Annotated in this window: 9 protein-coding genes and 1 pseudogene; 6 read left to right on the top strand and 4 right to left on the bottom strand. The window is 70.0% G+C overall.

Annotated elements, in window-relative coordinates:
- The first annotated feature begins 490 nt into the window (after positions 1 to 490).
- The 3 genes from AB0K36_RS04275 to xdhC are packed head-to-tail and all read left to right on the top strand — an operon-like array spanning position 491 to position 5,248.
- Positions 491 to 1,996, top strand: a complete 1,506-nt coding sequence (locus tag AB0K36_RS04275) for a xanthine dehydrogenase small subunit (protein WP_364588010.1) — start codon at positions 491 to 493, stop codon at positions 1,994 to 1,996.
- On the top strand, positions 1,993 to 4,437 hold the full coding sequence (gene xdhB / locus AB0K36_RS04270) for a xanthine dehydrogenase molybdopterin binding subunit (RefSeq protein WP_364588008.1): 2,445 nt from the start codon (positions 1,993 to 1,995) through the stop codon (positions 4,435 to 4,437). Before AB0K36_RS04275 ends, xdhB begins: the two co-directional genes overlap by 4 nt.
- Position 4,438: 1 nt before the next feature.
- Positions 4,439 to 5,248, top strand: a complete 810-nt coding sequence (xdhC, locus tag AB0K36_RS04265) for a xanthine dehydrogenase accessory protein XdhC (RefSeq protein WP_364588005.1) — start codon at positions 4,439 to 4,441, stop codon at positions 5,246 to 5,248.
- Positions 5,249 to 5,368: 120 nt separating this feature from the next.
- Here xdhC and AB0K36_RS04260 read toward each other — a convergent pair.
- The 3 genes and pseudogenes from AB0K36_RS04260 to AB0K36_RS04250 form a co-directional block, all read right to left on the bottom strand.
- Positions 5,369 to 5,802 (bottom strand): annotated as a pseudogene (locus AB0K36_RS04260) (VOC family protein).
- Between the two features lie 56 nt (positions 5,803 to 5,858).
- Entirely contained in the window at positions 5,859 to 7,580 is a 1,722-nt protein-coding gene (locus AB0K36_RS04255; protein WP_364588002.1) for an acyl-CoA dehydrogenase family protein, read from the bottom strand.
- Positions 7,581 to 7,715: 135 nt separating this feature from the next.
- Complete coding sequence (locus AB0K36_RS04250; RefSeq protein ID WP_364587999.1) at positions 7,716 to 8,348, bottom strand: PadR family transcriptional regulator; 633 nt, start codon at positions 8,346 to 8,348, stop codon at positions 7,716 to 7,718.
- A gap of 315 nt (positions 8,349 to 8,663) precedes the next feature.
- On the opposite strand from AB0K36_RS04250, the gene AB0K36_RS04245 reads away from it, so the two are divergent.
- From AB0K36_RS04245 to AB0K36_RS04235, 3 genes are all read left to right on the top strand, one after another.
- Positions 8,664 to 9,434: an aquaporin gene (locus AB0K36_RS04245; RefSeq protein ID WP_364587996.1), complete on the top strand. Its 771-nt coding sequence runs from the start codon at positions 8,664 to 8,666 to the stop codon at positions 9,432 to 9,434.
- Positions 9,435 to 9,629: 195 nt separating this feature from the next.
- Positions 9,630 to 10,208: a dihydrofolate reductase family protein gene (locus AB0K36_RS04240; RefSeq protein ID WP_364587993.1), complete on the top strand. Its 579-nt coding sequence runs from the start codon at positions 9,630 to 9,632 to the stop codon at positions 10,206 to 10,208.
- A 137-nt stretch (positions 10,209 to 10,345) separates the two neighbouring features.
- Entirely contained in the window at positions 10,346 to 11,959 is a 1,614-nt protein-coding gene (locus AB0K36_RS04235) for an alpha-amylase family glycosyl hydrolase (RefSeq protein ID WP_364587990.1), read from the top strand.
- Between the two features lie 152 nt (positions 11,960 to 12,111).
- Here AB0K36_RS04235 and AB0K36_RS04230 read toward each other — a convergent pair whose 3' ends face one another.
- Positions 12,112 to 14,352, bottom strand: coding sequence for a glycoside hydrolase family 9 protein (locus tag AB0K36_RS04230; protein ID WP_364587987.1), 2,241 nt, complete (start codon positions 14,350 to 14,352; stop codon positions 12,112 to 12,114).
- Positions 14,353 to 14,356: the final 4 nt, after the last annotated feature.

The following is a 14,356-nucleotide window of genomic DNA, read 5'->3' as shown; positions in this document are numbered from 1 at the left end:
GGCGCCCCCTCGGCCCTGGCCACCGGCATGAGTGACGAACCAGGTGTGCCGCGCGGGATCCCGCCCCCGCCCCCGGCTCTGGGCACCTCGACGGCTTGATCAGGCGAAATGGGCCGGCTCCGGCTGTGCCTGGCGGCCAATGTCACTCGGCCTCTTGACCTCTGTGACCCCAGCCACTAATTTGCGGTGGACGCTGACCCGTCACGACCGAAAGGAGGCGACCAGCGGATGTACACCAGCTCTGATCTTGGTCGCCTCGCCCACTGCACGGTCTGGATTCCGGGTCGAATCGCGCACGGCTGCTGACACGCCGTTCTGATGTGCCCTTCCGCGGCACATTCCGGGTTTCCCTTCACCATCTTCCGGCACGTCGCTGTTGCGTGCCGTTCTGCGCCCGCTTCTCGCACGTGGCGCGTCTGAACACAGAAAGCTGCCTGAAATTGGCGAACATCATGAATCGACCCGTCGCGTACCGAAACGGTGGCCCGTCATGGTAGCGGCGCGGATCACGGTCAACGGGAAAGAAGCACCGATCTCACCGGCTGCGCCCCACACCACAACGCTGGATTTCCTGCGCGAGCGAGGCCTCACCGGCACCAAGGAGGGCTGCGCCGAGGGTGAGTGCGGCGCCTGTTCGGTCCTGGTGGCCCGTCCCGGGGTGAACAAGCCCACCGACTGGGTGGCGGTCAACGCCTGCCTGGTCCCGGTCGCGGCGCTCGACGGTCAGGAGATCGTCACCTCTGAAGGTCTCGCCACCGCCGGCGAAGCCGGCATGCCGTCCACCCTGCACCCGGTACAGGAGGAGATGGCGGTCCGCGGCGGCTCCCAATGCGGTTACTGCACACCGGGATTCGTCTGCAGCATGGCCGCCGAGTACTACCGACCCGACCGCTGCGCGCACGCGGCCCCGAACTCGCGCGCGGACTCGGACTCGGACTCGGTCTCGGGCTCCGCCCACGGCACCGACCACGAGCACGGTCCGAACGGTTTCGACCTGCACGCGCTGAGCGGAAACCTGTGCCGCTGCACCGGCTATCGCCCGATTCGCGATGCCGCGTTCGCCGTCGGTACCCCCACCGATGAGGACCCGCTGGCGCAGCGACGCGAACAGTCCCCGCCCGCACCGGTCGCCACCGAATACACGCAGGACGACAGCGCGTTCCTGCGGAAGCACACCCTGGCCGAAACACTGGAGTTGCTGCGCGAGCGGCCCGACGCGGTGGTGGTCGCCGGATCCACCGACTGGGGTGTGGAAGTGAACATCCGCTCGCGCAGGGCGGGTTGCGTGGTCGCCGTCGACCGGCTCCCCGAACTTCGGGAGCTGCGGGTCGAGTCGGACCACATCGAGATCGGCGCTGCGCTGACGCTCACCGAGATCGAACGCCGCCTCGACGGCGCCGTCCCGCTGCTGGCCGAACTGTTCCCGCAGTTCGCGTCCCGGCTCATCCGCAACGGTGCGACCCTCGGCGGCAACCTCGGTACCGGCTCCCCCATCGGTGACAGCCCGCCGGTGCTCCTCGCGCTGGAGGCGTCGGTGGTGCTCGCCGACGCCGACGGTGAGCGCGAGGTCCCGCTGGCGGACTACTTCACCGGCTACCGGCAGAGCGTGCGCCGTGCCGGTGAGCTGATCCGCTCGGTGCGCGTCCCGCTGCCGCTGTCGCCGGTCGTGGCCTTCCACAAGATCGCCAAGCGGCGCTTCGACGACATCTCCAGCGTGGCGGTCGCCTTCGCGCTCGACGTCGAGGACGGCATCGTCCGCAAGGCACGCATCGGCCTGGGCGGCGTGGCCGCCACCCCGATCCGCGCGCTCGCCACCGAGGCCGCCCTGGAGGGCAAGCCGTGGGCGGCGGAGACCGTCGAGGCCGCGGCCCCGCTGCTGCGGGCCGAGGGCACGCCGATGAACGATCACCGTGCCAGTGCCGACTACCGCTCCGCGATGCTCGGCCAGAGCCTGCTGAAGCTGTACGCGCAAACCACTGAGGCGGTGTCGTCATGAGTCATCTTTCCGAGCGCCCCGAAGCGCCCGTCGTCGGCGTCTCGATGCCGCACGAGAGCGCCGTCCTGCACGTCACCGGCACCGCGCTCTACACCGACGACCTGGTCGCTCGTACCAAGGACGTGCTGCACGCCTATCCGGTCCAGGTCATGAAGGCCCACGGCAGGATCACCGCGTTGCGCACCGGGTCCGCGCTCGCGGTGCCCGGTGTGGTCCGTGTGCTGACCGGTGCCGACGTGCCCGGCGTGAACGACGCAGGCATGAAGCACGACGAACCGCTGTTCCCCGACGAGGTCATGTTCCACGGCCACGCGGTCGCCTGGGTACTCGGCGAGACCCTCGAGGCGGCCCGGCTCGGTGCGGCGGCCGTCGAGGTGGAACTGGAGGAACTGCCCTCCGTGGTCACGCTGCAGGACGCGATCGCGGCCGACAGTTTCCACGGCGCCCGGCCCGTGATGCGGACCGGCGACATCGACGCCGGCTTCGCCGACTCCGCGCACGTGTTCACCGGCGAGTTCCAGTTCTCCGACCAGGAGCACTTCTACCTCGAGACGCACGCGGCGCTGGCCCATGTCGACGAGGCCGAGCAGGTGTTCGTCCAGAGCAGCACCCAGCACCCTTCGGAGACCCAGGAGATCGTCGCGCACGTGCTCGGTCTGCACAGTCACGAGGTGACCGTGCAGTGTCTGCGGATGGGTGGCGGCTTCGGTGGCAAGGAGATGCAGCCGCACGGGTTCGCGGCCGTCGCCGCGCTCGGCGCCAAGCTGACCGGCCGGCCGGTTCGGGTGCGGCTCAACCGGACCCAGGACCTGACGATGTCCGGCAAGCGGCACGGGTTCCACGCCCGGTGGAAGATCGGGTTCGACGCCGACGGCCGCATCCAGGCCCTGGACGCCACACTGACCGCGGACGGCGGCTGGAGCCTGGACCTGTCCGAGCCGGTGGTGGCCCGTGCCCTGTGCCACATCGACAACACCTACTGGATCCCCAACGCGCGCGTCGCCGGTCGCATCGCCAGGACCAACAAGGTCTCCAACACGGCCTTCCGCGGCTTCGGCGGGCCGCAGGGCATGCTGGTGATCGAGGACATCATGGGCCGGTGCGCGCCGCTGCTCGGCCTGGATCCGGCGGAGTTGCGGGAGCGCAACTTCTACCGGCCGGGTCGTGGTCAGTCGACGCCGTACGGACAGCCGGTCACTCAGCCGGAACGGATCACCACCGTCTGGCAGCAGGTTCAGGACAACGGCGGCATCGCCGACCGCAAGCGAGAGATCGCCGCCTTCAACGCGGCGCACCCGCACACGAAGCGGGCACTCGCGATCACGGGGATCAAGTTCGGAATCTCGTTCAACCTCACGGCCTTCAACCAGGCCGGCGCGCTGGTGCTGATCTACAAGGACGGCTCGGTCCTGATCAACCACGGCGGCACCGAGATGGGCCAGGGCCTGCACACCAAGATGCTTCAGGTGGCCGCGACCACGCTGGGTATCCCGCTGCACAAGGTCCGGCTGGCCCCGACGCGGACCGACAAGGTGCCCAACACCTCTGCCACCGCCGCCAGTTCCGGGGCGGATCTCAACGGCGCGGCGGTGAAGAACGCCTGTGAGCAGTTGCGCGAGCGGCTGCTGGAGGTGGCCGCCACTCAGCTGGGTTCGAACGCCTCGGACGTGCGCATCGTCGAGGGCGTCGCGCGCACCCTGGGCAGCGACAAGGAGCTGGCCTGGGACGACCTGGTGCGCACCGCGTACTTCCAGCGAGTTCAGTTGTCGGCGGCGGGTTTCTACCGGACCGAGGGTCTGCACTGGGACGCGAAGACCTTCAGGGGCTCGCCGTTCAAGTACTTCTCCTACGGCGCCGCCGCGGCCGAGGTGGAGGTGGACGGCTTCACCGGCGCGTACCGCATCCGGCGGGTGGACATCGTGCACGATGTCGGCGACAGCCTGTCCCCGATGATCGACATCGGTCAGGTCGAGGGTGGTTTCGTGCAGGGCGCGGGCTGGCTGACGCTCGAGGACCTGCGTTGGGACGCCGGTGACGGGCCGAACCGCGGTCGGCTGCTGACCCAGGCCGCGAGCACCTACAAGCTGCCGAGCTTCTCGGAGATGCCCGAGGAGTTCCATGTCACGCTTCTGGAGAACGCCACCGAAGAGGGCGCGGTGTACGGGTCCAAGGCGGTGGGTGAGCCGCCGCTGATGCTGGCGTTCTCGGTGCGGGAAGCGTTGCGGCAGGCCGCCGCCGCGTTCGGGCCGGGCGGGGTCGGTGTCGAGCTGGCCTCTCCCGCGACGCCGGAGGCGGTGTACTGGGCGATCCAGACGGCTCGCCAGGCCGCGGCCGCCCGGAACGGTGACGCCCGCGACGGGGTGGCCACCGACGGGCACACCGGAAGCGGGCCCGCCGGCGGCCGGGTCCCGACCGACGCAGCAGCGCTGAGCGGTGCCTGACATGACCTGGGTCGCCGCGGTCGCACGGCTGCGGGCACGCCGGGAGTCCGGCGTGCTGGTGACCGTCGCGACCGTGCGCGGCCATGCCCCGCGCGACGCCGGTGCGAAACTCGTCGTGGGGCGGACCGGGATGTGGGGCTCGATCGGTGGCGGCAATGTCGAGGCCGTCGCGATCGATCGGGCCCGGGAGATGCTCGCCGCGTCCGCACCGGAGCCGGAGCTGATCGATTTCGCCCTGAACGACAAGGTGGTCAACCAGCATGGCGTGCAGTGCTGCGGCGGCACGGTCTCGGTGCTGCTCGAACCGCTGCCGGTGGTACGGGCGGTGGCGGTCTTCGGCGTCGGGCACGTCGGGCTGGAACTGGCGCGCATCCTGGCACGTCAGGACCTCGATCTCCATCTGATCGACACCCGCGCCGACATCCTCGCCAAGGAGCGGCTCGACGTGCTGGCGGACGCGGTGGCGCAGGTGCACGTGCATCACACTCCGCTGCTTCCCGAGGAGGTGCTGGCGGAGTTGCCGCGCGGCACCCATGTCCTGATCATGACCCATGATCACGCCGAGGACGCCGCTCTGTGCGACGCCGCCTTGCGCACGGACCATCTCGGCTCCATCGGGCTGATCGGGTCCGCGGCCAAGTGGGTGCGGTTCCGCAAGCGCCTCGCCACCGAGGGCGGTCACGACGAGGCCACCATCGATCGGATCAAGACCCCGATCGGGCTGGCCGACATCACCGGCAAGGAACCCGCGACGATCGCCGTGAGCGTCGCCGCCGATCTGCTGCGCACCTTCGAAACCGAAGGGACCTGACGCTCCGACCGGACGGACAGGGGTGCCCCGCGCGCGTGCGAACGCACGCACGCGGGGCACCCTTTCGGCACGACCGTGCCCGTCACTTCAGGAGACAGGACGGGGACACGTTCGCGGCCCTCAGTCGAGACAGAACTCGTTGCCCTCGATGTCCTGCATCACGATGCACGACTCGTGTCGTCGTCGGCGAGCAGCACTCGCTCGCGTACCGCGCCGAGCGCGACCAGTCGTGCGCACTCGGCCTCGAGTGTGGCGAGGCGCTCTTCACCCACGAGCCCCGTGCCGCCCCGCACGTCGAGATGAACCCGATTCTTGACGACCTTCCCTTCGGGAACGCACTGGAAGTACAGTCGCGGGCCCACACCGGAGGGATCACTGCAGACGAACGATGCGTCCTGACGCTCAGGCGGCAGCGAGCGATCGATATCGTCCCAGGTAGCGAACCCCTCCGGCGGCGGCGGTACGACGTATCCCAACACCTCGCACCAGAAACGAGCGACGCGCTGAGGTTCAGCGCAGTCGAAGGTGACCTGGAACTGCTTGACCGACGCCATCGTTCCACCCTACTGGTGGTGCTGTTCACCGGGACTGCGAGGAGACGAGGACCGGATCACGGCGTCATCTCATAGGCCCCGGACAGGGCTTCGACCCGCTTCCAGACCCGGGCCGACCGGGCGTCGTCGACGACGGAGCGCCGGACGGCGTCCAGGGCCCAGCGCTGCTGCTGTGCCGTGGCGGAGTCCTTGCCGTGGAGTTCGACGGCGTGGGCGGAGAAGTCGCGGACCAGGACGGCGAACAGTTCGTCGAGCACGTCCTCGTCCGGGCTCGTCAGCCCGGCCTGCTCAAGGATCAGCTGACCGTGCACGACCAGCGCGAAGAGCTGCCCCACGGCGAGAAGCAGGTCGAGGTCACGGCTCTGCTCCTCGTCGGGCGCGGCCGTGGTGACGAACTCGCACAGCGCCTCCGCCTGTTCCCGGAAGCGGGCGACGTTGGGCAGGTGGGCGTAGGCGTCGAAGGCGGGGCGCCAGTCATGGAAGCGGACGGAGCCGAGGCCGCGGGCCGGTCCCTGCTGGAAGAGGAAGACATCGTCGGCCGCGTCGAGACGCGTGGGCACGGGCGCGTACTCGGCCGGGTTCAGCAGATGGTTGCGCATGAATTTGAGGATCAGCGCGAGATTGACGTGGACCGTTCCCTCGAGCTTCGGCAGCCCGCGGATCTCGACGGCGGCCTGGGCGAAGTAGGTGTCCTTCTCGAAGCCCTTGGCGGCGATGACGTCCCAGAGCAGGTCGATGACCTTCTCGCCCTCTGTGGTCACCTTCATCTTCGTCATCGGGTTGAAGAGCAGGTAACGACGGTCGTCGGGCCCCGCGGAGCGGAAGTAGTCGACGGCGCGGTCGCTGAACAGTTTCATCCCGACCAGGCGGACGTACGCGTCGGCCAGCTCGCGGCGCACGTGCGGGAAGGCGGTGACGGGGCGGCCGTACAGGATCCGGTTCCGGGCGTGGGTGACCGCCTCGTACATCGCGTGCTCGCAGATGCCGATCGAGGCGGTGCAGAGGTTGAACTTGCCGACGTTGACGGTGTTGAGCGCGGCGTCGAAAGCGGCGCGGCCGGTGTGCAGCACGTCCTCTGCGCCGACGGGGTAGTCCTCCAGCCGGAACTCGCTGACGTACTTGGAGGAGTCGACCACGTTCTTCACGACGTCGTAGGCGGGGTGGCGGCTGTCCGCGGCGAAGAAGACGTAGCCGTCAGGGCCCTCGACGTCGGTGCGGCGGCCGAAGACGGAGACCAGTCCGGCGGCGTTGCCGTTGCCTATGTAGTACTTGGAGCCGCGGGCCCGGAAGCCGCCCGCGCCGTCGGGCTCCAGCAGCATGTCGGTGGAGTAGATGTCGGCGCCGTGGGCCTTCTCGGACAGTCCGAATGCGAACACCTCACCCTGGTCGAGCAGTTCGGCGGCGCGGGCCCGGGCCGCGGCGTTGTCGCTCTGCCAGACCGGTCCGAGGCCGAGGACGGTGACCTGCCATGCGTACCAGTAGTCGAGCCCGTAGAAGCCGAAGATCTCGTTGAGAGCGGCGATCCGCGCCGTGTCCCATCGCTTGTCCCGGTCGGTGCCGGCCTCGGAGGCGGGGGTGAGGAAGGTCGCGAACAGTCGTTCCCCGGCGGCGAACTCGAGGAAGTCCGCGAGCCAGGCGCGGGTGCGGTAGTCCTCGATCAGCCTGCGCTTCCCGCGGGCCTCGAACCAGTCGACGGTGGCACGCAGCAGCCGTCGGGTCTCCGGGTCGAAGTGCGTGGGGTCGTAGGTGCGGGGATTGAACAGCAGCGGGTCAGCCATGAGGGGTGCCTTTCCGGCTCGAAGTCGTAGGGGTCAGAAGGAGTGCGGAAGGAGTGCGGAAGGGGGTGTGGTCCGGCTCAGCCGGCACCACGCCGAGGCGTCAGAGCGAGGGACGGATTGCTGCGCGGCAGCGGGTCACCGGCCGGGGCCGATGCGACGGAGGGTGGCGAGTACGTCGTCGAGCCAGGCGATCATCATCCGCTCGTACGCGATCCCGCCGCGGAGTACCACGTGCTGCAACTCCCGCCCCGCGTCCGGGGGTTCTCCTCCGGACGTGCGGGGGTCGCTCGCGGTCGTACGGGTGTCGCTCCCGGCCGTAAGGGGGTCGCTCGCGGTCGTCCGGGTGTCGCTCACGGCGAAGTCCCGCCGCTCGCCCGCGAGGTAGTGGTCGAGCTGGTCCCTGTGCATCCGCTGGTGTCGTTCGACCTCGCCGATCAGGGCGCGCGGGTCGTCGAAGGCCGCACCACGGATCTTCACGGCGAGTTCGTGCCGGACGCTTTCCGGTTGGATCGGCTCATGGAGCCACTCCCCCAGGGCGGCGAGACCGTGCGCCGAGACCGAGTACTCCTTCTTGTCCGGCCGGCCCTGCTGCGGCACTTCCCGCACGTCGAGCCGGCCGTCGGCCTCCATGCGCTTCAGGACGCGGTAGATCTGCTGGTGGGTGGCCGTCCAGAAGTAGCCGATGGAGCGCTCGAACCGCCGGGCCAGCTCGTACCCGGAGCCCGGTTTCTCCAGCAGGGAGACGAGGATCGCGTGTTCGAGCGCCATACGGCGATCCTGCTATGCAACTTGTTGCATAGGCAAGCGGCGACCGCACGGTTGAGACACGGCTCACTCGCCCCCGGCCCCGCTGCCGGCCAGTCGCCTTCCCGCGCGCCGACCGCGATGCTGAGCCGGCCGGCGCGGGACGAGTTCGCCAGGGGGACGGCCGGAGTGACGCGGCCCGAGGAGTTCTTCGGACACATGGAGGAACGGACGGCCCAGGAGGCGGGCCGCGCGGCCTGACCGTCGCAGACCGACCCCGACTCACAGTTTCCGATGGGCGGAATGTATTTTCCATTCCATCAGGAACGGGGGGTCATCATGGGTGCGGACAGAGCGCTGGCCCGCCGCGCGGTCGCCGAGTCGGTGGGCAGCGCGGCGCTGGTCGCCGTCATCGTTGGGTCGGGTCTTCAGGCGACGGAACTGAGCAGCGACACCGGAGTCCGGCTCCTCGCCAACTCCCTCGCCTCCGCAGTCGGGCTCGGCCTGCTCATCGCACTGTTCGGCCCGGTCTCCGGGGCGCATCTCAACCCGGTGGTGACCCTGTGCGCGTGGTGGACACGCCGCCCGACCGGAGGCGGGGCCGCCGGTGTCGAGGCGGCGGTCTACATCGGTGCGCAACTCGTCGGCGCCGTCGGGGGCGCACTGCTCGCGGAGGCGATGTTCGGAAGGCCTCCGGGAACATGGTCGACACAGGTCCGCACCGATACGCATCTGCTCCTCGGCGAGATGGTCGCAACGGCGGGCCTGGTGGTGCTCGTTCAGGGGCTCGACCGGATCGAACGGTCGTCGGCGGCGCCGGTGGCCGTCGCCGCCTACATCGGGGCGGCGATCTGGTTCACCTCGTCGGGGTCGTTCGCCAATCCGGCGGCGACCGTCGGGCGCTCTCTGACCGACTCGTTCACCGGCATCTCACCGGGCTCGGTACCCGGCTTCGTCGCGGCACAGCTGCTGGGCGGACTCGCCGGAGCCGGGTTGGCGACCCTGCTGTACGGCAGGCGGCGCCACACCTTCCACGGCAGCACCCTCATGGTGCGACGCGGCGGGGGCGATGCCGTCGGCCAGGGCCCGGGCGCGACGCGTCCGAGGTAGCCGGCCGTGATGGGACCGGGCGCGGGTTCGCGCGGTCCGTCAGACTGTGGATCGACTGCCAAGCCCTTCTCCCCGACCGCCGTGTCGGCGATCGCTCCGGCCCTCGCCGCCTTCTTGGTCCAGGTGCGATGGGTTTCGTCGTGGTTTTCGGTCTGTCCTAGCAACACGCGATCCAACGCACCCGAGGAGAGCATCATGACCGCTACCTACACATTCGACGTATTTTCCAGCCTCGACGGCTTCGGCGCGGCAGGCGGCGACTGGACCGGCTACTGGGGCAAGCAAGGCCCCGAGCTCCTCGACCACCGCCTCGCCCAGTACGGCGAGGAGCAGCGGATGGTCTTCGGGGCCAACACCTACCGGGCTTTCGCGCGGATGCTGGCCGCGAGCACCGAGGAGTCCGAGGTGCGGGACCCATGGGTCACGCGGATGAGGAGTCTGCCGGCAACGGTGGTGTCGACCACACTGGAAGGATCGCTCGACTGGCCGGACGCGACCGTCGCGAGCGGCGACGCCGTCGACGTCGTCGCTCGGCTCAAGGAGGAGTCCGAGGTGCCGTTGCGCTCCCACGGCAGCCTGTCCATGAACCGGGCGCTGATGGCCGCCGGTCTGGTCGACCGCGTCCAGGTGACGCTCTTCCCTGTGATCACCGGGCAGACCGGGCTGGATCCGATCTTCCGGGGTGCGGCCGACTTCGACCTCGAGCTGATCGAGCACCGGACGCTCGACAGTCACATCCAAGAGCTCGTCTACCGGCCCACCCTGCATGGCTGAGTCCGTCCCTGCGCCCCGCCCGCAGGCCGGCCGGACCTGACCGGATGTCCCGCCGCCCGAACGCCGACCGTTCGACGAGCTGCGCGACACTCCCGAGGGCCGCCTCCGCCCGCCCCGCACCGTGAAGGACTGCCCCGATGACGACACCGCCCCGCCCCGGCAGCCCCGCCACCGAGTGGCTTGCGGACGCCGTGCTCTACCAGATCTACCCGCAGACCTTCGCCGACGCGAACGGCGACGGCATCGGCGACTTCGCCGGCATCGAGCAGCGCCTCGACCACCTCGCCCGGCTCGGCGTCAACACGGTCTGGCTCAACCCGTGCTTCGCCTCCCCGTTCCAGGACGCGGGCTACGACGTCTCCGACTACTACTCCGTCGCCCCCCGCTACGGCACTAACGAGGACCTGGCGAAGCTCGTCGACAGCGCCCGCGGCCGCGGCATCCGCATCCTGCTCGACCTGGTCGCCGGCCACACCTCCGACCGGCACCCCTGGTTCACGCACTCCGCGAGCGACCCGGCCGACCACCGCTACATCTGGGCCGACACCGACGAACGCCCCGACGAGGGCTTCGAACCCTCGCCCGGCACGCGCCACGGCTGGTACAAGCCGAACTTCTTCGCCGGTCAGCCCGCCCTCAACTTCGGCTACGCACGCACCGACCCCGCCGAACCCTGGCGCCAGAGCGTCGACGCCGAAGGCCCCCGTGCCAACCGCCGGGCGCTGCGCGACATCATGTCCCACTGGCTCGGCCTGGGCGTTTCCGGCTTCCGGGTCGACATGGCCGCCTCCCTCGTCAAGGACGACCCCGGTCACGCGGAATCCGCGCGCCTGTGGCGCGAACTGCGGGCCTGGATCGACACCACGCACCCGGAGGCCGCGCTGCTCTCGGAGTGGGGCGACCCGGCCGTCTCCGTACCGGCCGGCTTCCACGCAGACTTCTTCCTGCAGTTCGGCAGCGACGACGACGGCCTCACCCTGCGCTCCCTGTGGAACAACAACGCGGGCACCGTGAACGAGCAATGGGCGCCGCTCGAGCCCTACTTCGACGCGGACGGCGCCGGTTCGCCGGCGACCTTCCTCGCCAACTGGCAGGCGGCCGACGAGGCGATCGCAGCGTCCGGCCGCCGCGGCTTCATCTCCCTCCCGACCGCCAACCACGACTTCTCCCGCCTGTCCTCGGGCCCTCGCGCCGCCGAACAGCTCCCGGCCGCCTTCGTGTTCCAGCTCACCTGGCCCACACTCCCCGCCATCTACTACGGCGACGAGATCGGCATGCGCTACGTCCCGGGCCTTCCCGACCACGAGGGCAGCGTCCTCGGCCCCCGCTACAACAGGGCCGGCTCCCGCACTCCCATGCAGTGGGACGACACCGAGAACGCCGGCTTCTCCACCGCCCTCGCCGACGCCCTCTACCTCCCCCTCGACCCGGACCCGGCCCGCCCCACGGTCGCCGCACAACTGGCCGACCCCGGATCGCTCCTGAACCTCGTGCGCCGCCTGATCGCCCTGCGCAAGGACACGCCCGAGCTCGGCACCGCGGGCAGCGTGCGCGTGCTCCACGCCGGATACCCCCTCGTGTATGTGCGGGGAGGCCGGTACCTGGTCGTGATCAACCCCCGGCGGGACGCGGCGGAAGTCCTGCTGCCGCAGGCGGTGACAGCGCGGCAGATCGAGGCCGGCGGCGTGGACGTGGCGGCCGACCGGGTCAGGGCCGAGGGCTTCGCGTACGGCGTCTTCGACCTGGCGTGACGAGGGAGCTCTGATACGGACGCGAGTCGGCCCGCCTAGCACGGTGTGCCTGGCGGGCCGACCTGACGTCTGGGACCCACCGTGGGCCGGGAAGCGCCCCTCGTTGCCCGGCCGATGCCGCCCCGCAACCGGATCCGGCCGGGGTGGGACGGTCAGCCCTGGTCGGCCACGAAGGAGGCCATCCAAGTCAGGGCAGAGTTCCAGTTGATGGTGAGCTCGTTGGTCGACCAGGACTGGATGTCGTCGATGTAGCAGAACTGTCCGACGCAGCCCTGGAGTTTGCCCTGCGCGAGCGGATCCTGAATGCTCGAGTTCGGACCGCCGGACAGCGAGCCGACAGGCGGCTCGGGCAGCTTCGGGTCGAGCTGGTGCGCGTACCAGCGGCTGTGCTGGTTCTGTGCGCTGACTTCGCCGAAGCCCGTGACGTAAGAGATGTTCAGGGCGTTGCGGCCCAGGATGTAGTCCATGCTCTGGACGGCCCCGTCGCGGTACTTCGATCCGCCGGTGATGTCGTAGGCGGTGGCCAGGACGACGGCGTTGTTGAGGATCTGGTGGGTGGAGCCCCAGTCGTAGGTGTGGCCCTCGGGGGCGTACGGCATGCCGTAGGGGTGGGCCTTCAGCGTGGCCAGGTAGCGGTCCGCTCCCTCGCGTACGGACTGGCGGACCTTGTCGCGGCCGGGCAGCCGGCTCGGGACGGTGGCCAGGTCGAGCCGGGCGGGGACGGCCGTGCGCGCCCAGTCGAAGCTGATCGGTCCGAAGATGTCGGCGGTGTGGACCGGGGAGTCGAGGATGTGGTCCTGGAACTCCTTGCCGCCGGTGGTCAGATACAGCTCGGTGGCCGCCCAGTAGAACTCGTCGGCGACGTCACGGTCGGCGTAGGTGCCGCCCCCGATGCCGTCGCTCTCGGAAGCGAGGACGGCGGGGTGGGCGAGAGCGGCGGCCCATGCCTTTCGGGCGGCCGCGAGCGCGGTGGCGGCGAACTGAGGGTCGTACGCCTTGTACAGGCGGGCCGCCTGGGCGGCTGTCGCCGCGAGGTTCAGGGTGGCCGCGGTGGTCGGCGGGTGCAGTTCGCGCTTCTGCGGGTCGTCGGAGGGCATCAGCGGCAGACCGGTCCACTGCTCGTCGTGGATCTTGTGGTGGACCATGCCGGCGAGCGGCTTGCCCTCCGGCACCTGCATCTTGAGCAGGAAGTCCAGCTCCCAGCGGGCCTCGTCGAGGATGTCCGGGACCTTGTTGCCGCTCTCCGGGATGTTCAGCGTGCCGTCGCCGAGCTTCTCGACCTGCCCGGTGCGGGCGAGCCGGGCTCTCTCGTAGGTGCTGAGCAGCTGCCAGACGGAGATGCCGCCGTTGACGACGTACTTACCGTGGTCGCCGGCGTCGTACCAGCCGCCGGTGACGTCGAGCGTGTAGTCGCACACGCCGGGTTGGCAGGGCACGTTGCCGTCACCCTGGTTGGGGGCGACGTCGACGTGGCCGGCCTTACGGCCGTAGCCGGGCCGCAGGTCGTCGCGTATCCCGGTGCCGCTGCGCTGGGTGTAGTAGAACTTCGCGGCGTCCAGGCGGAGCTTCTCGTAGGCGGCGGTGCCGATGTCGAACGGCCGGCTGGTCTCGCCGTCGGCGACGAGAGTGAGGCCCTTCCCCGCACTGCGGTAGTCACCGAAGTGGATCGAGTGGACGTTCTCCCCGGAGGAGGGGTCCACGCCGCGCGGCACGGTCCAGCCGCCCGCGACGACGGCGCCGGCGGCGTTCTTCAGCCGCCAGGGCAACCGCTCGGTGGCGTCGGTGACGAGGGTGGCGTTCTTCGGCCCGCGGGGCAGGTAGGCGACCTGGTTGACCCGGACCCGGGGGCCGGTGTCGGGCTTGTACTCCTCCGGCGGCACGCCGCCCAGCAAGGAGACATCGTCGAGGCAGAACCGCCAGGGGTCGGCGCCGCCACCGAGCTGGAAGCCGACCTGGCCCTGGGTGGTGTCGACAGGCGAGGCGAAGGTGTAGGTGTAGGTGTTGCCGGAGACGCTCAGCTGCGGGGTGACCTCGTAGTACGTGTCGTACGGCGACACTTGCAGACCCACGATCGCCCGGACGGAGTGGCCTTCGGGGGCGCCCGTCGCGCTGAAACCGAACCGGTACGACTCCCCCTTGACGAGCTTGACGTCGTTCTGGCCGACGGCGGCGTCCCAACGGTTCGCCGTGCCGCCCGGCACGTCGGCGCAGAGCTTGCCGTCGGACAGTCCGGCGGTGACGTTGTTCGTCCACCACGGGTCGGTGGTGGTGTCGAAGGTGCCGTTCCTGACCTGCTCGGCGTCGTCCGCCCCCGCCGGTCCGGCGGGCACCGCGGCGAGACCCGTCGCCAGCAGGGCCGTCAGGGACAACAGGGCGGTTCTGCGTCTGTTCACGTCT

The organism is Streptomyces kurssanovii, assembly GCF_040677245.1.
GTDB lineage: Bacteria > Actinomycetota > Actinomycetes > Streptomycetales > Streptomycetaceae > Streptomyces > Streptomyces kurssanovii.
This window is presented reverse-complemented; position numbering and strand designations above follow the sequence as displayed.

Excerpts from the sequence above, each read along its gene's own strand:
- AB0K36_RS04275 (WP_364588010.1), top strand. The coding sequence starts at position 491 with ATGGTAGCGGCGCGGATCACGGTCAACGGGAAAGAAGCACCGATCTCA.
- xdhB (WP_364588008.1), top strand. The coding sequence starts at position 1,993 with ATGAGTCATCTTTCCGAGCGCCCCGAAGCGCCCGTCGTCGGCGTCTCG.
- xdhC (WP_364588005.1), top strand. The coding sequence starts at position 4,439 with ATGACCTGGGTCGCCGCGGTCGCACGGCTGCGGGCACGCCGGGAGTCC.
- AB0K36_RS04255 (WP_364588002.1), bottom strand. The coding sequence starts at position 7,580 with ATGGCTGACCCGCTGCTGTTCAATCCCCGCACCTACGACCCCACGCAC.
- AB0K36_RS04250 (WP_364587999.1), bottom strand. The coding sequence starts at position 8,348 with ATGGCGCTCGAACACGCGATCCTCGTCTCCCTGCTGGAGAAACCGGGC.
- AB0K36_RS04245 (WP_364587996.1), top strand. The coding sequence starts at position 8,664 with ATGGGTGCGGACAGAGCGCTGGCCCGCCGCGCGGTCGCCGAGTCGGTG.
- AB0K36_RS04240 (WP_364587993.1), top strand. The coding sequence starts at position 9,630 with ATGACCGCTACCTACACATTCGACGTATTTTCCAGCCTCGACGGCTTC.
- AB0K36_RS04235 (WP_364587990.1), top strand. The coding sequence starts at position 10,346 with ATGACGACACCGCCCCGCCCCGGCAGCCCCGCCACCGAGTGGCTTGCG.